The sequence below is a fragment of the Flavobacterium sp. UBA7682 genome, assembly GCF_002482945.1.
GTDB lineage: Bacteria > Bacteroidota > Bacteroidia > Flavobacteriales > Flavobacteriaceae > Flavobacterium.
This window is the reverse complement of sequence record NZ_DLGY01000019.1, coordinates 112,934-136,512: the sequence shown is the minus strand read 5'-3', so window position 1 is coordinate 136,512 and position 23,579 is coordinate 112,934. Positions and strand designations below refer to the sequence as shown.

The following is a 23,579-nucleotide window of genomic DNA, read 5'->3' as shown; positions in this document are numbered from 1 at the left end:
ATAACTAACCATTTATACCAAAAACTGTCTCGATTGAAAAATCAAGACGGTTTTTTTTATTCATGCAAAGCCAAAATCGGTGTTTTCAAATAGTAGGATAATTTTTGAGTGGTAGTGGTTGTAAAAAGTTCTACAAAGAAGTTTCTTTTGTAAGTCAGCATCGCCAGCATATCTGCACTTTGGTTGTCCAAAAAGTCTTCAATGGTTCTTTGTACTTCTTCATCAGGAATGATAAAAAACTGCAAATTTTCCTCATCCTCAAAGTGAGATTTCCAACGGTTAATAGTTTCGCTCGTTACATCTGAAGAACTTGTTTTTACATAAAGACATTTGACCTGAGCGCGAAACTTTTTAGCATAAAACAAAACTTTTTGCAAGGCCTCAATATCTTTTGGTCTGAATCGTGTGGTAAAAGCGATGGTTTCGATTTTTTGATATTTAGCTTCAGCCGGAACGCTTAGCACCGGAACTTTCACATTGGTGATTACTGCTCCGGTATTGGTTCCTATCAAAGTATCAAACCAACTTTCGGCACCATTGGTTCCCATAACAACCAAATCTATATTTTCCTCATTCACAACTTTCTTGATATTATTGAGTAAATCGCCGTCCATTAGGATGTGATTCATGGGTATATGGTCTAATTTTCTTTCTGAAGCGATGCTTCTAAGTTGGGGTAACTTTTCTTTGAAATGCTCAAAATTAGCCAGTTCAATTGTATTGTAAATGGTTGCATAATTCAATGCCATTGCCTGACTATCAACTACAGGCAATTCAAAAGTGTGCAACAAAACCAATTCGGCCTTGAGCAACTTTGCCATTTCCAATGCATAGACAAAGGCATTGTCTGATGTCTCTGAAAAATCTAATGGAATCAGTATCTTTTTCATGGTGTTTCATTTTGATATTCTTTCAAATTTACGATTATAAAATTTGAATTAAAATGATAATTATCAGATTGTGAAATATTTAACCTAAACTCATTAATAAAAATATACTGCTATACTTTTCTTAACTTTGCCCACTCAAGACCATGAGGTCGAACTGTACGAAGTAAAAAATTTAAAGATGATTTCACAGGAAACTATAGTGGCTTTAGCTTCGCCTTCTGGAGCCGGAGCGATTGCCGTTATCAGAATTTCGGGTAATGATGCTATTACCATGGCTGAGCAAGTATTTCAATCGGTTTCCGGAAAAGCCATCAGCAAACAAAAAACCCATACGATTCATCTCGGACACATTATTGACGAGGGAAAAGTATACGACCAAGTCTTGCTTTCTATTTTTAAGAATCCACATTCTTACACCGGTGAAGATGTGATTGAAATATCGTGTCACGGATCCACTTACATCCAACAACAAATTATTCAATTATTGTTGCGAAAAGGTTGCCGAATGGCGCAAGCGGGCGAATTTACCTTACGTGCATTTTTAAACGGCAAACTCGATTTATCGCAAGCCGAAGCTGTAGCCGATTTGATCTCTTCGGATAACGAAGCGAGTCATCAAATTGCGATGCAACAAATGCGCGGCGGCTTTAGTAACGAAATTGCGAAACTGCGCGAAGAACTATTGAATTTTGCTTCGCTTATCGAACTAGAATTAGACTTTGCGGAAGAAGATGTAGAATTCGCTGATCGAACCCAATTCAAAGATTTATTAAACCGAATTGAATTTGTTTTAAAAAGATTGATTGATTCTTTTGCGGTTGGAAACGTAATCAAAAACGGAATTCCTGTAGCCATTGTGGGCGAACCCAATGTGGGAAAATCGACTTTACTGAATGCTTTATTAAACGAAGAACGCGCCATAGTTTCTGACATTGCCGGAACAACACGTGATACCATTGAAGACGAATTGGTTATTGAAGGTATCAGTTTCCGATTTATTGATACGGCCGGAATTCGCGAAACAAAAGATGTTGTAGAAAGCATTGGGATTAAAAAAACTTTTGAGAAGATTGAACAAGCGCAAGTGGTCATGTATTTAGTTGACAGTGTTCAGTGTTCAGCAATCAGTTTGGAAAGCTTAAATATCGAAATTGGGAAAATAAAAAATCAGTTTCCTTTAAAACCAATAATCGTTGTACTGAATAAAGTTGATAAGCTATCTCAAACAGAATTAACCACAATACTGAACCAAATCACAACATACAGCATACAACCTATAACCATTTCCGCCAAAAACAAAGAAGGCATTGAAGAATTAAAAAACCAATTAATGTCGTTTGTCAACACCGGAGCTTTGCGCAATAACGAAACTATCGTGACCAACACGCGTCATTATGATTCGCTGTTAAAAGCTTTAGAAGAGATTCAGAAAGTGCGTTTTGGCATGGACACCAATTTATCTTCAGATTTAATGGCGATTGATATTAAGCAAGCTTTGTATTACTTTGGTGAAATTACCGGAGAAGTAACTAACGATGAGCTGTTAGGAAATATTTTTGCTAATTTCTGTATCGGGAAGTAAACTTAGTATTATTAAATTAATTAATATCCTCGGCATTTTTTTGGCGATATTTGTTATATTTATACACAACTATTCACTCTTTCAACATCTGATTTTTTATGAATTTAAAAGAAAATTTGAAAAAAATATCGCTTTGGTTTTTGACGAGACCTAATTGGACGGGCTTTTTAATCTTTTTGATTATGCTTGGCTTATTAAGTTTTGTGGTAAAATTGCGGTATGAGGTAGTGAAAGAGAATGAGCGTAGGGAAATGTCCAACATTATCAATGTGGTTCGACAAAATTTTGAACAAGTACTTAAAAACAGCTATACAACCACACTAACTTTAGCCATGACCATTAATGACGATGGTGAACCCGAAAATTTTCAGGAAATTTCAGCTCAGTTGATTGATAATAACCCTGCGATAGATGCAGTTCAATTGGTTCCCGGCGGTGTCATTAAGTATGTATATCCTTTTGAAGAAAATAGAGCAGCGCTTAATTATGACATCTTAAATACTCCCGGTATTAAAGAAGAAGCCGAAAAATCGATTCAAACGAAGTTGATGTTTTTTGCCGGTCCGTTAGAACTAAAGCAAGGTGGCGTAGCAGTTGTAGGCAGATTGCCTATTTTTAAAGACAATCAATTTTGGGGATTTTCTGCGGTAATTATCAGAATAGAAACTCTGTTGAAGGAAAGTGGCATTCAAGCGATTGATGATTCTAAATATTACTTTCAGTTCTCTAAAAAAAATCCGACGACTCATAAAGAAGAGTTCTTTCTTCCGGGTAAAATCAATTTGGAAAATAAATACTATCAAACCGTTACCATACCAGATGGCGATTGGAAACTCTATTTAATCAGCCGCTATAATGACTCTATTTTTTACCAACTTTACACCTCTACTATATTAGGCTTATTGCTGTGTATCATTTCGGCGTTATGGATAACATCGATATTGAAAAAACCTGCCAAACTGCAACTTTTAATTGAAAAACAAACCAAAAAAATTGTCAAACGCGAAGCAGAATTCAGAGCCATTTTTAATCAGGCACCGGTTGGTATTGCCAAATTAGATACCAATACCGGTCATTTTATTACGTTGAATAAAGAATACGCCAGAATTGTAGGTTATACCGAAGAAGAACTTTTGTCCACCAATTTTCAAAGTATAACCCATCCTGATGATCTGGAAAAGGATTTGAACAATATGGACAAACTCAAAAAAAGTTTGATTACTGAATTTTGTTTAGAAAAAAGATACATCCATAAATCGGGACGCGTGGTTTGGGTCAATCTGATTGTTTCCACTTTAGGAAAAATAGGAGATGTTATAGAAAATCACATTGCTATTGTTGAAGACATTACCGATAAAAAAAGAGCTGAAGAGGAATTAAAACAATCTTTTGAATTGGTTTCGGAGCAAAATAAAAGATTACTGAATTTTTCCTTTATCGTCTCGCACAATCTCAGATCACACACGAGTAATATTGAGCTAATTTCTAGTCTTTTAGATGGAGTTAAAACCAAAGACGAACAGACGAAATGGTAGATTTACTCAAACAAGTTTCTAAATCACTTGATGAAACTTTGAGAAATTTGAATGAAGTAGTCAACATTAGAACCAACATCAATTTAACGATTGAGCGTTTGAATCTGAGTCATTATATAGAAAAAAGCAAAACGCTATTAAACCAACAAATTATTGATAAAGAAGCAATTGTAAAAAATTTGGTTCCCGATTTTGTTGAAATTGACTACAATGCGGCTTATTTGGAAAGTATTGTATACAACTTTATGTCAAATGCTATTCGCTACAGCCATCCGAAGCGAAACCCAATTGTAACTATTTCCTATAACGAAACAGAAAAAGCGCTGATTATAGCGGATAACGGCATTGGAATTGACCTAAAAAGATATGGTGATAATTTATTTGGTATGTACAAAACCTTTAACAACAACCCTGATGCCAAAGGAATTGGACTCTTTATTACCAAGAATCAAATTGATGCTATGGGTGGAAAAATTAAAACCGAAAGTACAATTAACGAAGGCACTACTTTTACGATTTACTTCAAATAAAAAAGCCAATCGGTATAGACTGGCTCATTGATTTTGATTTTTAATGATTACTGAATCACAATCTTTCTCACCTCAGATTTTCCGTTACTGGTTATCTTTGCCAAATAAACACCTGTAGTCACATTAGGAATCATAGTAGTTTGTCCACTAAAATTTTGCTCAAAAACTTTTATTCCCAGACTATTGTAAAGCTCCAATACAGCATCGGTATTCAATCCTGAAACGGTAAAACTATCTCTGGCCGGATTGGGATAAACCACAAACCTAATCGTTGCATTTTCATTGGTTGAAAGCGACGAAAACCATTGCTCTCCTGCATGAATTCCCCAAATATAATCGGCTAAATTCGGATAATCGATAAATGGATTTCTATTCACTTGCCAAGTGTAGATGTAGTTATTTCTGTTCATTTCAAAATCATCTCTGGCATCAGTTTGATTCCAAGACAACAACGATCCTAAATCTCCTAATTGTCCTACGGTAGTATCAGGAATATCTCCATTAACGACCTCTAACCCATTGTAACGAACAGCCATATAAAAAACGGATCGGGCCACATCACCTTTCCAAGAACCTTGTGTTCCACTTGGACCATTGTATCCTGTTAATCCGTAATCTTTGTTGCTTCGAGAGCTATTTTCTGGACCGTCTTCCGCACGAAGATGGTGTGCATCGGCATGACCGGCTGCAATATCATCTGCACTGGTGGGCAACCATACATTTATCCCATCAGGAGTATCTTCTGTAGCATTGGCAAATCCGCCACGTGATTGCGGATAGATATGCTCTCTGTTCCAAGAACCAATACTGCTGGAAGTAGTTTGAAAATCTAACTTGGCTCTGGGCGTTTCCACATACATTAACCAAACCTGATTGCTATTCAACGGGTTTTGATCGGCTACTTTTAAAATATCCGTTATATCTCCATAAGTATGTGCCCTAACTACCGCGGGGTTCGCAATAATATCTTGTAATCCTTGCTTTAAAGCAGCTCCGGACAATCCTTCAATTGAAGCGTAATAACCAACCGGTGCTGTACTGGCAACATTTCCAAAAGTTGGATTTAATGGCGTTCCGTAGGGCGAAGTAGTAAAATCATTGTCAACAATTCTGATTTCAACATTGTCGTTTCTTCGGTTGTAACCCAATGGCAAATCGCCAAACTTTATTTTCAGCACTTCATCGCCTTCATCTACAATATCATCAATTAGTGTAATGGTAGTAGTAAAAGTATTGGAACCTATAGGAATAAAAACTGAGGTCGCTCCGGTAAAATCGGCAGTATTGAAAGAACCATTGTTGAGTGTGAAAGAAAATGATAAATCACTCGTCACATTTGTTTGCGTTGTAAAAGTAATAGGAAAACTATCGCCTTCGATTTTGTGCGCCGTATTGGCCATAATGGTTACTCCGTTGAATATAAAACCGCTTCCGTCATTATTTGCTCCGGGTGTTGGTGCTTTGACTTCCCATGTTCCGTCTGATTTTCTTTGAATGGATTGTGATGTGCCTTGACTGTTTGCATTTTCATTTATTTGAGTGCTTACCCCTAGTAAAGGAAATAAGTTAGTGGCTTGTGCCGCCGCATTTGAATGAACCAAAGCATCAATCAAATTGGTCGTAGAGGCAGTAGTTCCCATAGGAAAATCGGCCGTTGATCCTAAATATAAACCAACTCCGTCAGGCCCATTCTGAATAGAGCTTATACCGAAAACCCTTTCCGGCACAGGTGATACCAAATTATTACCAATAAGAATCAAACCATTTGTATCGGTAGTTAAACCATTCAGACTTATAGAAAAATAACTGGTATCGGCTAAAGATCCTGTTCCGTTAAAGAAAACTAAGATATAGCCATTAAGGGAAAAATTGGGTGTTTCCGATTTTAATTCGATAAATTCTTTGTCATCGGTACTTGGCGTATCAGAATCGAACTCATTAATGAGCACCTGAGATTGTACTATTGAGGTGGACGCCATCAATAGACAGAAAAATAGTTTTTTGAGCATTAATTGAAATTTTACCAAATTTATTGATATGCAATCTATTAAAGCTACAATTCAATTTATTTGTGATAATTTAACTAATACAAAAATCCTTTTTAAAGAAAAAACTTTAAATAAAAGACGTTGACGATAGAATTTTACTACATGAAATCTGTGGCTTTTTTTAAACATAAATACACTATTTTTACACTAATTATTATTTTAAATAATGCTTGAAATTTTAGGATATATTGGTGCTTTATTTATAGGCATCGTTTTGGGAATTACCGGTGGTGGCGGTTCCATTTTAACTGTACCGATATTGGTGTACTTACTCAATCTGAATTTTGTGATAGCCAGTGCTTACTCACTATTTATTGTTGGAACTACCTCAGCCTTCGGAAGTTTTCAGAACTTTAAAAAAGGATCCATCGACGTGAAAACAGCTTTTCAATTTGCCATTCCATCAGTACTTGGTGTTTATTTGGCTCGAAAATTTGTTGTGCCGAGTATTCCAGATCCGTTATTTTATTTGGGTTCGTTACAGCTAACCAGAGGCACTTTTTTAATGTTAATTTTTGCAGTTGTCATGTTGTTAGCGGCCATTTCGATGCTGAAAGAAAGCAAAGTCATCATAAAAGCGGAACATCAAAACAAGTATTGGTTGATTATCCAATTGTTTTTAGTGGGATTATTGATTGGACTAATTGGTGCCGGTGGCGGTTTTCTAATCATCCCGGCGTTAATGAAACTGGCTAAATTGCCAATCCGAAAAGCCATTGGCACCTCGCTTTTAATTATCACTATCAATTCCCTAATTGGCTTCCTTGGCGATGTTCAAACTACAATCATTGATTGGAAATTTCTGTTGTCATTTACTGCTTTATCAGTTATTGGTATTTTTATCGGTCTTTTTATTCAAAAATACATCAACGAAAAAAGACTCAAGAAAATTTTTGGGTTCTTTGTTTTGACCATGGCTGTATTCATTATTTACAAAGAGATATTTTCATAAAGTATTCTAAATTCAAATTGTTCCTACTTCTCTAATCTTTAAATTTGCATAAATCTTTTCCACTATGAAAATCGAACAAATATATACCGGATGCATTGCTCAAGCAGCGTATTATCTTGAAAGCAATGGTGAAGCGGCCATTTTTGATCCGCTCCGCGAAGTACAACCTTACCTCGACAAAGCCGCTAAAGACAATGCTAAAATCAAATACATTTTTGAAACCCATTTCCACGCGGATTTTGTTTCGGGACACATAGATTTAGCGCAAAAAAGTGGTGGCCAAATTGTTTATGGTCCAACGGCTGCTCCTGAATTTGAAGCCATAATTGCAGAAGACAATCAGGAATTTAAAGTAGGTAATTATACCATTAAAGCCATTCACACTCCGGGTCATACTTTAGAAAGTACTTGTTACCTTTTGACCGATGAAAACGGAAAGCAACACGGCATCATTACCGGTGATACTTTATTTATTGGTGATGTAGGCCGACCTGATTTAGCACAAGCCTTAACAGAAGAATTGACTCAGGAAAAACTGGCATCTTATCTGTTTGATTCGTTGCGAAACAAAATTATGCCTTTAAGCGATGAATTGATTGTGTATCCGAGTCATGGTGCCGGAAGTGCTTGCGGTAAAAACATGAGCAAAGAAACTACAGATACTTTGGGCAACCAAAAACGAACCAATTACGCCTTAAGAGCTGATATGACTAAGGAAGAATTTACCAAAGAATTATTGGACGGTTTAGGACTTCCTCCGGCTTATTTTCCTCAAAACGTGATGATGAACATTAAAGGGTATGAGAGCTTAGATTCAGTCATTGAAAAAAGCAATATTGGACTTTCGCCAAAGGAATTTGAAGCCGTTGCCAACCAAGGCGATGTAGTTGTTTTGGATGTTCGCCACGAAAATGACTTTGTAAAAGCACATATTCCCAATTCCATTTTTATAGGTATACAAGGTAATTTTGCACCTTGGGTTGGCTCTTTACTAAGAGATGTCAATCAAAAATTGTTATTGGTTATTCCACAAGGAAGAGAAGAAGAAACTATTACTCGATTATCACGTGTTGGTTTTGACCATGTTTTAGGTTATTTAAACGGTGGTATTGAAGCTTGGAGTAATGCCGGTTTTGAAACAGATAGTATTAAATCAATTTCTCCTGAAGAATTTTCCAGTCAATTAACCACAAACAGCATAGTGGTTGATGCCAGAAAACCGGGGGAATACGAAGCCGAGCATGTTGAAAATGCTGTAAATATTCCATTAGATACCGTTAATGAAAACTTCCAAAGCGTTCCTAAAGGAGATAACTTCTTTTTGCATTGCGCCGGTGGTTATCGTTCTGTTATTATGGCTTCTATCTTAAAATCAAGAGGAATTCACAATCTGATTAATGTGGAAAAAGGCATGAATGGCATTAAGCAAACTGCTGTTAATTGCACCCAATTTGTTTGTCCGTCCACCAGAAAATAATTATATAAAAAAAACAAAAAATTCACTTTATCCTATTGCAATTTAAATACATTTGCAGTCGTTAAAAATTTAAACCAAAAAAATGAAAAAAATAATTCTTTTAGTAGCCGTAGCCTTTGTTACATTCGCTTGCAATAATTTGGCAGAAGGTGAATACATCATCACAGGAAATATAAAAGGCATGAAAACGGGTCTTATATTCTTAGAGAAACAAAGTCCAATGGGAATGGGATACATGGCTATTGATACTGTAAAAATTGAAGACGGAAAGTTTGAAATCAAAGGTAAAACCACAGAGCCTGAAATTCATTTTATTCAAATAGATAAAGTAAACGGTAAAATTCCTTTAATATTAGAAGGTGGCGAAATTGCAGTAGAAGTTGACAAAGACAGTCTTTTCAAGTCTAAATTAACCGGAACTTACAGCAATGAAGAGTTTACCAAATTTAATGAAGGATCAAACAAGCTTCAAAAAGGAATGCAAAAGAAAATGAAAGCGTTTGAAACCAAAAATAAAGCCCTTATTGAAATAGTTGAAAAAACCAAAGATACAGCGATTGCCAACAAACTTAGAGCTGAATACGAACCTCTCCAAAAAGAGGCTCAAAAAAGCATGGAAGACTTCACTTTTGAGTATCCAAAATCACATCCAAAATCATTTATCAGTGTTTTGATTGTACAAATGATGATGAACAATCCAAAATATACTCCTAAAGAAATTGAAGACATTTACAATTCATTGGATGAATCTTTGAAAAAAACTAAACCGGGTAAAAGCATCAAAGAAAACATTGATGCCTTAAAAAAAAAGCCAGCGATAAGTCAACCGTAAGCCTTAATCAAATTGCACCCGATTTTAAAGCACCAAATCCTGAAGGGAAATTGGTTTCTTTAAAAGAGAGTTTAGGCAAAGTAACCTTAATTGATTTTTGGGCTTCATGGTGTCAGCCGTGTCGAGTAGCCAATCCGAAATTAGTGGCTTTGTATAATGAGTTTCACGGCAAAGGTTTTAATATCATTAGCGTTTCTTTAGATACTGATGCTTCCAAATGGAAAAACGCTATCACTAAAGACAAACTGACCTGGACACAAGTTTCAAATTTAAAAGAAATGGAAGATCCTATTGCAGTGCAATACGGAATTGAGTTAATTCCAACTACTTTTTTATTAGATTCCTCAGGAAGGATTGTTGGAATTGATTTACCTCATGAAGAAATGAAAGCCAAAATCAAAGCGCTTTTAGAGATAAAATAAGCCTTTTTGATGATAATACTTAAAAATCTCCTTCGGGAGATTTTTTTATTGCTTTTAAAACCAATAGCTTAAAAAAAGTTAGACAATTAAGTTCCGATTTTGTTTGTGAAGCTCAAAAGTGTTTTTATATTTGCAATCGCTAAAGGCCATGGGGAGATACTCAAGCGGCCAACGAGGGCGGACTGTAAATCCGCTGATTACATCTTCGCAGGTTCGAATCCTGCTCTCCCCACAAAAAACCGAAACTCACGTTTCGGTTTTTTTATTTTTTATCTAAAAACTAAAATCTCTACTAGTGATTTAACCACAAATCCCTATAAGCTTTATTTTTATCATAATCAGCAGCTTGCTTTTCAATATTAAAATAGCGGTTGCCTCTCGGATCATTGCCTACTCCGGCTAAATAAGCCCAATTCCCCCAATTACTGCAAACATCATAATCGATAAGCTGTTGCTCAAAATAACTCGCGCCATATCGCCAATCGAGCTTTAAATCATTGCAAAAATAACTCGCCACATTTTGACGACCGCGATTGCTCATAAATCCGGTTAACCGAAGCTCAATCATATTGGCGTCAACAAAATCAACTTCGGTTTGCCCATTAATCCATTTCTGAAGCGATACTTTATCGAATTTATTCATTGATAAGTCTTTATTTTGAATACCTGACTTTAAGAATATTTTATTTTGCTGTTTCTTCATCATGAATCTGAAATAATCACGCCACAACAATTCAAAGACCAACCAATAAGTCGATTCATTGGCTCCGAATTGAGATTCATATTTTTTCAGTTCCGAGTAAATTAATCTGGGAGCAATACAGCCTAAAGCCAACCAAGCCGAGAATTTAGAAGAATAATCAGCACCAATCATTCCGTTACGGGTTTCTTTATATTTTGAAATGAATTTGGTTTCAAAAAAATAATGGTTCAGTCTTTTTAAGGCTTCCGATTCACCGCCTTTAAATTGGATAACAGCTCTGTGGTCTATTGTAACCTCATCTAAACCCAATGCAGCTATTGTTGGCAAAATTGGTCGTGAAATTTCAGGTGAATTTACTTTCTTTGGCTTGTCAAACGATTTTCTGATGACAGCATCTTTCTCGGTCTTTTTTCTGAAATTAGTAAACACATCCGGAATGTCTTTTATAGAAAAAGGCAAATCTTCCGCATGGTATAAAGTACTCGTGCTAAAGGTCAACAATTCACATTGCAATTTCCAAAGTTCGGTCTGAACCAATGACTCCGTTTGCTTTTCTTCAAAAGCGACTTCACGTTTGACATACACTCTATGGGCTTTGTATTGTTTGACCATTTTAGGAATTTCAACTTCAGGTTTTCCTTTTAAAATTAATAATCCGGAACCTAATTCTCTTAAACTGTTATCCAAATCAAGTAAAGATTCTATCAAAAATTGCGCTCTGAAACTTCCCGTTTTTTGGAACCCGAAAGAAGTGGTTTCAAAATGAGAATCCTCAAAACAATACATCGGAATGATCATATCATTTTGAGAAATGGCTTTCACCAAAGTTTCATTATCAGTAATTCGCAAATCGGTTTTAAACCAAACTATTGCTGTTTTCATAGTTCATTAATGTTTTTTAAATAATAATCGGCTTGTTCTAATAACGCTACTTTATCTTCCGGCTTCATCTTGCGCCACACATTGTACATCATTCCGATTCTTGGATTTTTGGCCAATTTATCTTCATGTTTATCATAAAAATCCCAATACAAACTATTGAAAGGACAAGCCTTCTCACCTACTTTTTTAGCTTTATTGTAAAAACAACTGCCACAGTAATGGCTCATTTTATCGATGTATGCCGCCGAACTCACATAAGGTTTGGTACCTACAATGCCGCCATCGGCAAACTGACTCATGCCGCGAGTATTGGTGATTTCTACCCATTCTAAAGCGTCAATGTAAATTCCAAGATACCAGGCATCAACTTCATCCGGATGAATACCTGCCAAAAGCGCAAAATTTCCGGTAATCATGAGTCGCTGAATATGGTGTGCATAAGCATAATTTAGAGACTGATTGATGGCATCTTTCAGGCAATTCATTTTGGTTTTTCCGGTCCAAAACCAATCCGGTAATTTATCTTGGTGATTGAAAAAATTCATTTCAGCATACTCAGGCATTTTTAGCCAATAAATCCCTCGCATGTATTCGCGCCAACCAATGATTTGACGAACAAATCCTTCCAATTGATTGTATTCAATGACTTCAGGCTTTTGTTGCCATTCCGCGATGGCTCGTTCGATTACTTCCAATGGCGAAATCATTTTGGTATTCAATGAAAATGACAATCTTGAATGGTACAAAGACCATTCGTTAGGCGACATCGCATCTTGATAAGAACCAAATAAAGGCAAACACTCTGTCACAAAAAACTCCAGTAATTCTAATGATTGTGCTCTGTTGATTGGCCAAATAAAATTAGTAGAATCAATGCTTCCAATGGTTTTGATATCGGTTTGTGCGATCATTTCGACTATATCGGAAACATTGGTGTTGAAAACTAAAGGTCTTGTGGGCTTGTGATTTTTTGGTAACTTCTTTCGGTTGTCGACATCATAGTTCCATTGCCCTGTTGTTGGGTTATTACCTTCCATCAATATTTGGTGTTTCTTTCGCATCGCTCGGTAAAAACTCTCCATTAAAAAAGTCTTTTTGCCTTCAAAAAAATCGCCTAATTCATTTCTTGTAGCAAAAAAATGTTCGGTATCACAAACTTTGACCGGAATAGAAAGTCCGGCAGCAAAATTTTTCAGCACCAAATCAATCCGATATTCATCCGGTAGTTGGTATTCAAATTGTGTGTAATTATTATTATTTAGAATACGCTCTATATTAGTTTCAAAGGATTGCAAATTGTTTTCATCATCCAGTTTCAAATAAATAACCTGATGTTTATTGGATTGTAACTCATGGGCAAAAGCTCGCATCGAAGTAAAAAAACCAACTATTTTTTGGATATGATGGCTCGCATAATCGGTTTCAGTTCGAACTTCCATCATGACGTAAGTAACCGTTTCATCAATCGTTTCAAACCAAGAATGATTGCTGTTCAATTGATCGCCAAGGATTAATCTTAAGATCTTATTTGCCATAATTATCTGTTCATTCTGCATTTATCACTACAATATTTTACTTCGTTCCAAACTTTTTCCCATTTTTTTCTCCAAAAAAAAGGCCGATTACAAACGATACATACTTTATTGGGAAGGTTTTGCTTTTTTACTTGTCGCATTGGATTGTTTGTTTGATTTGGCCGTATTTACATGTTTTTTCAAAATTCTTTTGCCTTCTTGTTTTACTTCCTCTTTTTTCTGAAACTCCAAATGATATCACTCGCCTGTTTTCGCGTAGCTTCGATATCGACTATGGGAAACGGATAATCTTTCCCCATTTCACAGTCGTATAATTGTTGGTCTATCAAACTTAATTTCCAGGGTTCATGAAGTAAATGCGATGGAATATTGGCCAATTCGGGCAACCACTTTTTGATAAAAACACCTTCGGAATCATGTTCTTCCGAATTTTTAATTGGATTGTAAATTCGAACCGTATTGATTCCGGTCACTCCGGCTTGCATCTGCAATTGCGGATAGTGAATTCCCGGTTCGTAATCTAAAAACTGTCTGGCTAAAAAATGTAACTCCCGCCAATCTTGCCAAAGATTAAACACAAAAAAAGACACGAGCATCGCTCTCATTCTAAAGTTGATATAACCGGTTTCGACCAAACATCGCATACAAGCATCTACAATCGGCACTCCGGTTTTTCCTTCTTGCCAGGCTTTGATATAAGTTTCATTTTTTGGCTTGACCAATACATCAAAAGCGCGATTGATGTTTTGAAATTCAATACGGCATTCGGTTTCAAATTTTTGAATAAAATGACAGTGCCAATGCAATCTTGAAATAAAATTGGATAAAGCTCTTTTGTTTTCGGATTGATCATAATGCTGCATCGTATATTGATAAACCATTCGCATACTGATATTACCGTAAGCCAAATAAGGCGACAATCGGCTACAGCCTTTCCGGCTCAAATTCGGTTTTGAAATGTGCTTGCTGTAATTTACATAACGCTCTTTGATAAAACTGTCTAAATACCGCCATGCCCAATATTCGCCACCTTGTTGGAAATTCTTATTTCTGGTGGTGATTTCTGTGGACAAGTTTTTCCCTTTTAAGGAATCATAAATGGTCTTTTCTAAATCTAAAAAAACACCTTCTTTTAAGTCGAAAGTTTTGGGAATGCCTCTCATGGTTTGGTTCCACTTTTCATCCCATTTATCGCGATTCTTTAACTTGCGAACTACGCCATTGGTTTGAAATTCCTGCCAAGTAATTCCTTTTTGGCTGAATAATTTTTGAACGGCTATATCTCTATCAAAAGTTAGTTGGTTGCCGGTTTCCTGATGAGAAAAGACCGTATTGATTTGATAAATAGCTGACAAAGCTTCGAAAACAAATTCGGCTTCTTGATGAAAAATATAGAGTTGAGCGGAAACCTTGTTTAGATGGTTTTGCAAATCTTGTAATGATTCATAAATAAACCGCCAGTGTCTGATATCTGAATCGTGATAATTCATTACAGAAGGTTCAAAACAATACAATAATAAAATAGGCACTTCTTGTTGTTGCGCCATCCATAAGGGTTCATGATCGGTAAGTCTCAAATCCCTTTTGAACCATACAATATTGATTACTTTTCTATTCAATGGCAAAGATTGAAGTTATTTCTTTATCAGGTTTGGCGTAACTCAAACGGTCTAATCGAATTGTTTTGTGATAACTATCTAAACCGGAACAGGTAATGGTGTTGGCTTTTTCAATATCGATAAACCCATCTTCAAACAAACAATCTTCAGGAACAGAAATTTGTACAATCTCACCAACAATCATAGTCGTATTATTTATGGTGATATCGACTTTTTCTCTCAGTGCCATACCCAATTGTATAGCGCTTTCTTTTACAAATGGCGCTTGAAAGTCTTTTTTAAATTCGGGCGTTAAACCAACGGCTTCAAATTCGGACACCATAGAATCATATCGTGCAGAGGTTTGATGCGCTTTTTGATAAATAGCTTCATTGATATGATTTAAAGTGTAAAAGCCTGTACCGATAATATTTCTTAAAGAATCTCGCTCCGGCGGACTTGGTCTGAAAATCAAAGCCACAAGCGGCGGATTAGCGCCGAGGTGAAAAACAGAACTGAAAATGGCTAAATTTAAATTGCCTGATTCAGATTTGGTTCCAACCAGTGCAACACTTTTAAATCCACCCAAACTATTGATAAGATGAACCCGAACTTGCTTGTCTAAAAGTTTGATATCTGTTGCGTCCAAACAAGTATTTTTCATCTTCGTTTTGAGATTTTATTGTTCGATATGGCTCGTTGTAAGTTGCATTTAAAACGATCTATTCCGTCGACACGTTTGGCTAAATGTTTGGTTTTGCAGTTTTCAACGCGTTCGCGCCACAATTTGTAACTGCTGAACTTTAACTCTTTTTTCATCAAAGCTTTTACATCAGCTTCCGACAAATTAAATTGGAATTTTATGGCATCAAAAGGAGTTCGATCTTCCCAGGCCATTTCGATAATTCGATCTGTGTCAATTTCAGATAAACGACTTTTTTCTTGTTTTGTAAACACCATATCATTATTGTTTAACATTTAATAAATAAAGTTAAACAAAAGTATTGATTTTAAAATTAATAAAAGATGAATTGATAAGAAGATTATGAAATTGATAACACTCCAAATCATACAATCCTTGCATCTGAAGAAACAAGGATTAAGAAATAATAGTGGAATTTGACCTAAAGAGGTTTACTTTTTCGAACCTATAGTAATATCATCAATTTTGATTACTTTTTTTAAATTCTCACACAAAGGACTTTCCAATAATCTGATTTGGTTTGCTACTAATTTGGAGACTTCAGTTGCGCCTAACAAAGAATAATGAGTGTTGTCTGTTTTTCCTTCGGGATAGTAAGCCACTTCACCGGGTTTAAAATGCAGGTGCAATTCTTTAGATTTTTCAGGACCATAAGCGATTTCTAACATTTCGGTATGGAATTCTAGTTTCTTGGGTTTATTCAATGTGTGTGGAAATTAAAAGGGTATTATATATTTAGGAAAATAAATAAACAATGATTGTCAATTAAACTAAAAACGAGGAAAAAAAACAACATCCTAATAATAAGAACACAATTAGATTTTTTGGTTTTTAACTTCTTAATAGTCAACAAAAAAAGTGTATTGATGAAGCACAAACCATCAAATTCATCGAATCACATTGTATGTGAAATTGGTAATTCAATTTCATCTGTGCTAAAAACAATTCTTAAGATAAATTTTGTTGAAGATATATTCAAAAAAAGTATCTTTGGTTTTCTAAAATATATGCTATATGAAATCAAATCTAGTTTTTAGTTCACTTCTAGTAGTTTCCCTAGTGCTTGTCTCTTGTAAAAAAGAGGATGAAGCTACTGCAACAGCAGATGAAACTCCGAAAGAAATAATAATGCCGAGAGTGCAATCCATTCCAATGCAAACTACTACACAGCAACAAACAACCCAAAATGCAGTTCCTGTTCAAAACCAACCAATGACGGCTAATCAAACCATTACACCAAGCCAAATTGTGACTACAAAAAAAGGGATGAATCCGCAACACGGACAACCTGGGCATCGTTGTGACATTGCAGTTGGAGCACCTTTAAATTCTCCTCCGGGGAACGCCAATCAACCAAAAGCTGGAAGTGCAATTACCCAACAAATAGATCCTAGTAAATTTACAACGCAAACACAAACTTCTCAACCAACTACAACACCGGCAATTTTGAGTCCGAATGGAACGGCTACTACCACAACAGCTCCGGGAATGAATCCTCCTCACGGACAAGAAGGACATCAATGTGGTATTGCTGTTGGCGCACCTTTACCTAAATAATAAAAAAAGCAATTCATAAAAAAATCCCATCTCTATTAAAAGATGGGATTTTTTATTTTAAAACCAATTGGGCTTACTCTAATGCAAAAGTTACAGTAACATTAGTATTGATTTCCAATTCACCAATAGCTAAGGTTTCTCTTGGCATAGCATCTGTAGCCATTGCCATCATACCGCCTTTGTACATTGGTTGTGGTACATAAACACTTGAATTATCCGTAATCAATAATGCTTTGCCAACTTTTTGTCCTAAAACCGAAACATAATCAGCAGCTTTTTGTTTGGCATTCAGCATTGCTTTCTTTCTGGCTTCTCTTTCATGGTCTTCCATTTTAGAAGACTTGAATTCAACTCCATCTATCGAATTCACTCCTGCATCATTCAATCCCATCATCACTTCATCATATTTTGATAAATCTTTGAGGGTAATGCTTAGCGATTGATTGGCTTGAAAATTGTATTTTTTCTTTTCGTAATCGTAACTTTTCCCTAAGCTAACGTTGTTCGTTTTATAATCTGTAGCAGGAATACCGCTTTTCTTTAAAAATTTGATCACTTTATCTACTACCTCATCATTCAGCGTTTTCACTTCTTTGGCATCTTTACCAGAATTTTGAAAACCTACTGTTACCACCGCTTGATCTGGGATAATTTTTATTTTCCCTTCTCCGGTTACGGAAATTTGTGGCACTTGGGCTTTTTGTTCTTGCGCATTAGAAATACCTGCGACTACTAAGGCTAAAATTAAGATTGCTTTTTTACTCATAAGATTAAAATTGTTTTTCTGGTATTCGTGAATCTTCGATTTCATAATATTTTTGTTTTAATTGTATTTGTCCGATTTCAAAAGTTGTGCCAATTATAATTATAATTTTCCCATTTTAGCCAGGATAAATAAAATGACAATGGGAATGGCTAATAATACCACTTCATAAGTACTTTCTTGAAATAATCTTGGAGCTTCTATTAGAGTAATGGCATAACCACCAATAGCACCACCAAAATGCGCCGTATGACCTATATTGTCTCGCTTTGCTTTCATTCCGTAAATAGATCCCAGCAAATAGATAAAACCAAAAATATAGCCCGGAATAAATCCATAGATGTACATATTTGGTTGTAACAATATGGCCGAATAAATAATCCCTGTCACTGCTCCCGAAGCGCCAACTGCTCTATAATTATATTCATTTCCATGAAAAACCATGGTTAACAAACTGCCGAAAATCAAACTTCCTGCATAAATTAAAAGAAAAGTAAAATTACCGAGTTCTCCATAAACAATCGGAGCAAAGAAATACAAGGTAAGCATATTGAAAGCCAAATGCATTTCGTCAACATGAAGAAAACCGGAAGTTAGCATTCTTATTTGCTCTCCGGCTCGAATACTCCCCACATGAAATTCGAATTTTCTGAAAAATAACTGATTATTAAACCCTTTTATACTTATAAGAACATTAGCCAAAATAATCCCTAATAAAAATATGTTGAGCATGTTTGAAATATTTCTGTAAAAATAATAATACTTCTTTAGGTTTTGTTAATGTTATCCGTTTAAAATCACTTTTAACTTTATATTTGCATAAAATTTACCAGCATGCAATTTATTGTCTTTATTCTTCTTTATCCTTTACTTTGGTTGATCTCTATATTACCTTTCAGATTATTATATATTGTCTCCGATGCTGTTTACGTTTTGGTCTATTATGTTATCCGATATAGAAGAAAAATTGTTAGACAAAATATAACTTTAGCTCTACCACATTTGTCTAAAAAAGAACAATTAGCGGTAGAAAAAGAATCCTATCGTCACCTGTGCGACATGTTCTTGGAAATGATAAAAACAATGACCATTTCAGAGAAAGAAATGGACAAGCGATTCACTTTTACCAATTTAGAATTGTATCAAGAATTAGAAAAAGAACAAAAAAGCATAGCCTTAATGTGTGCTCATTATGCCAGTTACGAATGGGTGGTTTCTATGAACAAACACATCTCTTTCGAAGGTTATGCCATTTATAAAAAGGTAGCCAACAAACACTTTGACAAATTGGTAAAGGACATCCGCTCTAAATTCAAAGCAACGCTAATTACCACTAGAGAGACTATTCCAACCGTTGAAAAAAATTATAAAACAAAACACCTAGGCATCTATGGTTTTGCCAGCGACCAATCGCCACAATTAAGTAAAACACACCATTGGGGAACATTTATGGGCATTGAAACTCCGATACATACCGGTGCCGAAATGTTAGCCAAACGCTATGACATGAATGTAATTTTTCTACGCACTAAAAAAATAAAACGCGGTTATTATCAAGCTACTTTTGAATTGATGTTTGACAATCCAAAAGAAGTGCCGAATTATCAGATATCGGATGAGTTTTTAAGACGTGTAGAAAAACAAATCTACGAAGCGCCCGAATATTATTTGTGGACACATAAGCGTTGGAAACACAAGAAAAAATAGACCGCAGAAAACAGATTTCAGTTATTTAGTGGTGAACCAAGATTTTACCATGGCTAATTCTGAATGTTTGGCGTTTTTGTGATTAAACTCATTGGTTTTTGAGTTGTATTCGTAATCTTTAGCCCAAGCTGAATGATTTTGTGCCAACGATTTTATGCTTTCACAAACAAACTGTATTTCTTCTGAAGTTGTTGTCGGGTGAATTGACATTCTAATCCATCCCGGTTTTTTGATTAAGTCCCCTGAGGTAATTTGGCACACCAAATCATGAGAAGTTTCTTGGTCAACATGCAATAAGAAATGCCCATAAGTTCCGGCACAACTACAACCGCCACGAGTTTGGATTCCGAATCGGTCGTTTAATAATTTTACGCCCAAATTAAAATGCAAATCGTCAACATAAAACGAAATCACTCCCAATCGGTCTTGGTGTTGATTGGCTAAAATATGAATGTTTGCTATCGAATTCAATTCGGCAAATACATATTCCACAATTTCATGCTCACGTCCTAAGATGTTTTTCACGCCCATTTGTTCTTTCAACTGAATCGCTAAAGCGGTTTTAATCACTTGCAAAAACCCAGGTGTTCCACCATCTTCACGGTCTTCAATATTATCTATGTATTTGTGTTCGCCCCAAGGATTTGTCCAAGAAACCGTTCCGCCACCAGGACAATCTGGCACATTATTTTTGTATAAATTTTTATTAAAAATCAACACGCCTGAAGTTCCGGGACCACCCAGAAATTTGTGTGGCGAAAAGAAAATAGCGTCTAAATAGCTTTCGTCATCCGGATGCATATCGATTTCAACATAAGGTCCTGAACAAGCAAAATCTACAAAACAAACCCCATTGTTTTGATGCATTAACTTCGCCACTTCATGATAAGGCGTTCTTATTCCGGTAACATTGGAACAAGACGTAATCGAAGCAATTTTGAAACTTCTGTCTTTGTATTTTTCTAATAATGCTTTGAATTCATTCATGCACAACAGACCTTCATCATTCGCCGGAATTACGACTACATCAGCAATCGTTTCCAACCAAGATGTTTGATTTGAATGATGTTCCATGTGCGATATGAATACAATTGGTCTTATTGCAGCAGGAATATCAGTAAATGCTTTTAAATTTTCAGGTATTTTTAAGCCCAAGATTCTTTGAAACTTATTCACTACGCCTGTCATTCCTGTTCCGTCGTTGATTAAAACGTCATTATCATTGGCATTCACATGCTTTTTAATAATGTGACGGGCTTCGTGGTAAGCCATGGTCATGGCAGTTCCGGAAATAGTAGTTTCAGTATGTGTATTGGCCACAAAAGGTCCGAACTCATTCATCAATTTTTCCTCTATCGGACGGTATAATCTTCCGCTGGCGGTCCAATCTGTATAAATGATTTTCTTCTTTCCGAAAGGAGACTCAAACTCTTGGTCGATTCCAATAATATTTTGGCGAAATTGTTGGAAATACTGCTCTAAAGCCGTTTGGGTTTCTGTGGTAATCATAATGCAACTATTTGTGTTCAAAGATACATTATTTTTAATTTTAGGTCAAAAAAAATACTATTTATTGATAAATTCACAAAAGTCTAATAGGTTTTAAACCTTAACTGTTGGAGATAAGTCTTAACTAGAAATCTCTTTGAATATGAAAAAAAGTTTATCCCTGCTGATGGTTGTACTAGGAATAACCACAGGTTTTAGTCAAGAAGACAATCGTCCTATAAATACCGGTGATGATTTTAGTTTGGAAGGTGCTTTGGCCCTATTTAAAAAAGCCAACTCCTTAGAAGAATTTGAAAAACTCCTCAACGAGGAAAACAACCATGTCAATAATCTTGATCTCAATAACGATAACGATATTGATTACATTGTTGTGGAAGACATCAAAGAAGGAGATTCTCATGTTATCCTTCTGAGTACTTATCTCAATGAAAAAGAAAAACAAGATATTGCCACCATTGGCATTGAAAAAACCGGTGTAAGCCAAGCAGCACTTCAGATTGAAGGGGACAAAGATTTATATCCCGAAAATACCATCGTTGAGCCAATTGATGAAAAGGAATCGATTAAAAGTTCTAAAGGTGGACCTAATATTCCTGAAATAGACATTCAAATAGTTTCCGTCAATGTTTGGCTTTGGCCAAGTGTGCGCTTTTTATACGCTCCGAATTATGTGGTTTGGGTTTCCCCTTACCGTTGGAGAAACTATCCTCGTTGGTGGAAACCTTGGCGACCAATTTCACACCCCGTATTTTATGCCCATTGTGCACCTCACCGCGTTTATTATCGTCCGGTAACTACGCGCAGAGTAGTTGTTGCTCGCAAAACTTATAGTTCCAGAAGACATTCCTCTACTCTAGTGGTGCACAATCGCCGTGGAACTACAGTGATTCACAAAAACAAAAGAGGCAATGTAAAAGCCGTGAAAGTAAGAAGAACTCCGGTAAGAGGAAGAAGATAAAATTATGAACAAGAACTCTCTTTGGTCTTTACGTTTAGGTTTCTCGGGAAAGCAAAGTAATCTCATTCAAAATATGGGGCTCCCAAAGTTTCTCGAGCAATCTTATGCCTCAAAATTGGACAAAAACGTGCCTTCTTTTTTAAACAATAGTCCAAAATCAATTCAAGAATTAAGAGCCAAACGACAAGCACTAAAAAGTACTTCTCCCGAAGAAGCCAAAGAATTACTCAAAATAGAACTCCAAGTTTCTCAAGAAATGAAAGCTTGGTGGTTAGAAAAAATGATAACCGAAGAATTTCCGCTGCGCGAAAAAATGACTTGTTTTTGGCACAACCATTTTGTTTCCACTTTTCAAAAAGTAAAAGTCAATCATTGGATTTTTCAGCACAACCAATTGCTTCGCGAAAATGCTTTCAGCAACTTTAAAACCCTGACCAAGCAAATCATCCAAACCAATGCCATGGTTCGTTATTTGGACAATGTCGACAATCGAAGAGACAAAATTAACGAAAACCTCAGCCGAGAATTATTAGAATTATTTACGCTCGGCATTGGGAATTACACCGAAGACGATATTAAAAATGGTGCCAAAGGTTTGGCCGGATTAAACATAGGTGAAGACCAAGCCATTTATCGTAAAATTCTTGAGAACAATGATACGATTACCTATTTTGGTAAAACCGGCAAATTCAAAGCAGATGAAATGGTTGATATTATTTTCGAACAAAAAGCGGTTCCTTACTTATTGACGCGAAAAATACTAAAGTGGTTTATCTATGACAACCCATCGGAAGCATTGGTAGAATATTATGGTGATTATTTCCGAAAAGTAGATTTTGAAATCAAACCGTTGCTAACGAAAATCTTCACGGAAGAATTCGCCAAAGACAATGCCGGAAGCAAAATCAAAGACCCATTGGTTTACATTATACAATTGATGCACGAGTTAAAAGTCGAGCAATTGAACCCGAAACTTATTGCATTTTACCTTAAACAACAAGGCATGGATTTGTTCAATCAACCTAATGTAAAAGGTTGGAATGGTGGCAAAGAATGGCTAACATCCCAAATCTATTTGCAACGCAACAATGCCGCCGATTTACTTTGCAACGGCAAAAGTTTGAGCCGAAGAAAACAATTCAACGATGATGAGATGATTAATGAAAGTATGAACCAATTGGTGAAAGTAAAACTGAATTGGAACAAAACCGGCAACAACAAAACCATCATAGCCGAGCTTTCAGACAGATTGTTATTTCATACTGATGACAATTTGCAGAAAGATTTTGAAGCGATTTTAAAATACGATTTTAATCCCAAAGCTGAGAATGCCGATTCTGCCGTATTGCGATTGTTCAATGCGATGATAAAAACACCCGAATACCAATTGATTTAG

Annotated in this window: 23 protein-coding genes and 1 tRNA gene; 12 read left to right on the top strand and 12 right to left on the bottom strand. The window is 35.8% G+C overall.

Going from position 1 to position 23,579, the window contains the following annotated elements; all coding sequences use genetic code 11:
- Window positions 1–56: 56 nt before the first annotated feature.
- Window positions 57–890, bottom strand: a complete 834-nt coding sequence (locus B3C16_RS04885; protein ID WP_291129375.1) for a universal stress protein — start codon at window positions 888–890, stop codon at window positions 57–59.
- Window positions 891–1,068: 178 nt separating this feature from the next.
- Between B3C16_RS04885 and mnmE the strand changes: the two genes are divergently transcribed.
- The 3 genes from mnmE (at window position 1,069) to B3C16_RS04870 (ending at window position 4,537) form a co-directional block, all read left to right on the top strand.
- Window positions 1,069–2,472 (top strand): tRNA uridine-5-carboxymethylaminomethyl(34) synthesis GTPase MnmE, encoded by a 1,404-nt coding sequence (gene mnmE, locus B3C16_RS04880; RefSeq protein WP_291129372.1) that lies wholly within the window; start codon window positions 1,069–1,071, stop codon window positions 2,470–2,472.
- Window positions 2,473–2,570: 98 nt separating this feature from the next.
- The gene (locus B3C16_RS04875) at window positions 2,571–4,007 is read left to right on the top strand and encodes a PAS domain S-box protein (RefSeq protein WP_291129369.1); all 1,437 of its coding nucleotides are present in this window, start codon (window positions 2,571–2,573) and stop codon (window positions 4,005–4,007) included.
- On the top strand, window positions 4,001–4,537 hold the full coding sequence (locus B3C16_RS04870) for a sensor histidine kinase (RefSeq protein ID WP_291129366.1): 537 nt from the start codon (window positions 4,001–4,003) through the stop codon (window positions 4,535–4,537). The genes B3C16_RS04875 and B3C16_RS04870 overlap by 7 nt, the downstream gene beginning before the upstream one ends.
- A gap of 47 nt (window positions 4,538–4,584) precedes the next feature.
- Here the strand turns inward: B3C16_RS04870 and B3C16_RS04865 are convergent, their stop codons facing one another.
- Window positions 4,585–6,546 (bottom strand): endonuclease, encoded by a 1,962-nt coding sequence (locus tag B3C16_RS04865; RefSeq protein ID WP_291129363.1) that lies wholly within the window; start codon window positions 6,544–6,546, stop codon window positions 4,585–4,587.
- A gap of 205 nt (window positions 6,547–6,751) precedes the next feature.
- Between B3C16_RS04865 and B3C16_RS04860 the strand changes: the two genes are divergently transcribed.
- From B3C16_RS04860 to B3C16_RS04840, 5 genes are all read left to right on the top strand, one after another.
- Window positions 6,752–7,537, top strand: a complete 786-nt coding sequence (locus B3C16_RS04860; protein WP_291129362.1) for a sulfite exporter TauE/SafE family protein — start codon at window positions 6,752–6,754, stop codon at window positions 7,535–7,537.
- Between the two features lie 64 nt (window positions 7,538–7,601).
- A complete protein-coding gene (locus B3C16_RS04855) occupies window positions 7,602–9,014 on the top strand; it encodes an MBL fold metallo-hydrolase (RefSeq protein WP_291129359.1) in 1,413 nt (470 codons plus the stop codon).
- A gap of 82 nt (window positions 9,015–9,096) precedes the next feature.
- Window positions 9,097–9,846 (top strand): DUF4369 domain-containing protein, encoded by a 750-nt coding sequence (locus B3C16_RS04850; protein ID WP_291129356.1) that lies wholly within the window; start codon window positions 9,097–9,099, stop codon window positions 9,844–9,846.
- Window positions 9,847–9,857: 11 nt separating this feature from the next.
- Entirely contained in the window at window positions 9,858–10,268 is a 411-nt protein-coding gene (locus tag B3C16_RS04845) for a peroxiredoxin family protein (RefSeq protein WP_291129410.1), read from the top strand.
- Between the two features lie 150 nt (window positions 10,269–10,418).
- Window positions 10,419–10,500, top strand: a tRNA-Tyr gene (locus tag B3C16_RS04840).
- Between the two features lie 60 nt (window positions 10,501–10,560).
- On the opposite strand, the gene B3C16_RS04835 is transcribed toward B3C16_RS04840, so the two are convergent.
- The 7 genes from B3C16_RS04835 to B3C16_RS04805 form a co-directional block, all read right to left on the bottom strand.
- On the bottom strand, window positions 10,561–11,853 hold the full coding sequence (locus B3C16_RS04835; protein WP_291129354.1) for a DASH family cryptochrome: 1,293 nt from the start codon (window positions 11,851–11,853) through the stop codon (window positions 10,561–10,563).
- Window positions 11,850–13,388 (bottom strand): cryptochrome/photolyase family protein, encoded by a 1,539-nt coding sequence (locus B3C16_RS04830; RefSeq protein WP_291129351.1) that lies wholly within the window; start codon window positions 13,386–13,388, stop codon window positions 11,850–11,852. Before B3C16_RS04830 ends, B3C16_RS04835 begins: the two co-directional genes overlap by 4 nt.
- 2 nt (window positions 13,389–13,390) lie before the next feature.
- Window positions 13,391–13,528, bottom strand: a complete 138-nt coding sequence (locus B3C16_RS04825) for a DUF2256 domain-containing protein (protein ID WP_291129349.1) — start codon at window positions 13,526–13,528, stop codon at window positions 13,391–13,393.
- A 63-nt stretch (window positions 13,529–13,591) separates the two neighbouring features.
- Window positions 13,592–15,007, bottom strand: a complete 1,416-nt coding sequence (locus B3C16_RS04820; protein ID WP_349680449.1) for a deoxyribodipyrimidine photo-lyase — start codon at window positions 15,005–15,007, stop codon at window positions 13,592–13,594.
- The gene (locus B3C16_RS04815; RefSeq protein ID WP_291129347.1) at window positions 15,000–15,650 is read right to left on the bottom strand and encodes a flavin reductase family protein; all 651 of its coding nucleotides are present in this window, start codon (window positions 15,648–15,650) and stop codon (window positions 15,000–15,002) included. The genes B3C16_RS04820 and B3C16_RS04815 overlap by 8 nt, the downstream gene beginning before the upstream one ends.
- Entirely contained in the window at window positions 15,647–15,946 is a 300-nt protein-coding gene (locus tag B3C16_RS04810; RefSeq protein WP_291129345.1) for a TIGR03643 family protein, read from the bottom strand. The genes B3C16_RS04815 and B3C16_RS04810 overlap by 4 nt, the downstream gene beginning before the upstream one ends.
- Before the next feature lie 174 nt (window positions 15,947–16,120).
- Window positions 16,121–16,393, bottom strand: a complete 273-nt coding sequence (locus B3C16_RS04805) for a hypothetical protein (RefSeq protein WP_291129342.1) — start codon at window positions 16,391–16,393, stop codon at window positions 16,121–16,123.
- Between the two features lie 310 nt (window positions 16,394–16,703).
- Here B3C16_RS04805 and B3C16_RS04800 point away from each other — a divergent pair, with 310 nt between their 5' ends.
- Window positions 16,704–17,246 (top strand): hypothetical protein, encoded by a 543-nt coding sequence (locus B3C16_RS04800; protein WP_291129340.1) that lies wholly within the window; start codon window positions 16,704–16,706, stop codon window positions 17,244–17,246.
- 73 nt (window positions 17,247–17,319) lie between these two features.
- Here the strand turns inward: B3C16_RS04800 and B3C16_RS04795 are convergent, their stop codons facing one another.
- Both B3C16_RS04795 and B3C16_RS04790 read right to left on the bottom strand, forming a co-directional pair.
- Window positions 17,320–18,057 (bottom strand): SIMPL domain-containing protein, encoded by a 738-nt coding sequence (locus B3C16_RS04795; protein WP_233549850.1) that lies wholly within the window; start codon window positions 18,055–18,057, stop codon window positions 17,320–17,322.
- 54 nt (window positions 18,058–18,111) lie between these two features.
- Window positions 18,112–18,741: a rhomboid family intramembrane serine protease gene (locus B3C16_RS04790; protein WP_121314502.1), complete on the bottom strand. Its 630-nt coding sequence runs from the start codon at window positions 18,739–18,741 to the stop codon at window positions 18,112–18,114.
- 102 nt (window positions 18,742–18,843) lie between these two features.
- Here B3C16_RS04790 and B3C16_RS04785 point away from each other — a divergent pair, with 102 nt between their 5' ends.
- Window positions 18,844–19,716, top strand: coding sequence for a lysophospholipid acyltransferase family protein (locus tag B3C16_RS04785; protein ID WP_291129335.1), 873 nt, complete (start codon window positions 18,844–18,846; stop codon window positions 19,714–19,716).
- 21 nt (window positions 19,717–19,737) lie between these two features.
- On the opposite strand, the gene B3C16_RS04780 is transcribed toward B3C16_RS04785, so the two are convergent.
- Window positions 19,738–21,225: an aminotransferase class V-fold PLP-dependent enzyme gene (locus B3C16_RS04780; protein WP_291129332.1), complete on the bottom strand. Its 1,488-nt coding sequence runs from the start codon at window positions 21,223–21,225 to the stop codon at window positions 19,738–19,740.
- A 142-nt stretch (window positions 21,226–21,367) separates the two neighbouring features.
- Here B3C16_RS04780 and B3C16_RS04775 point away from each other — a divergent pair, with 142 nt between their 5' ends.
- Both B3C16_RS04775 and B3C16_RS04770 read left to right on the top strand, forming a co-directional pair.
- Window positions 21,368–22,183 carry a hypothetical protein gene (locus tag B3C16_RS04775; protein WP_291129329.1) on the top strand — a complete coding sequence of 272 codons (816 nt, stop codon included), beginning with the start codon at window positions 21,368–21,370 and terminating at the stop codon, window positions 22,181–22,183.
- Between the two features lie 4 nt (window positions 22,184–22,187).
- On the top strand, window positions 22,188–23,579 hold the full coding sequence (locus B3C16_RS04770; protein WP_291129327.1) for a DUF1800 domain-containing protein: 1,392 nt from the start codon (window positions 22,188–22,190) through the stop codon (window positions 23,577–23,579).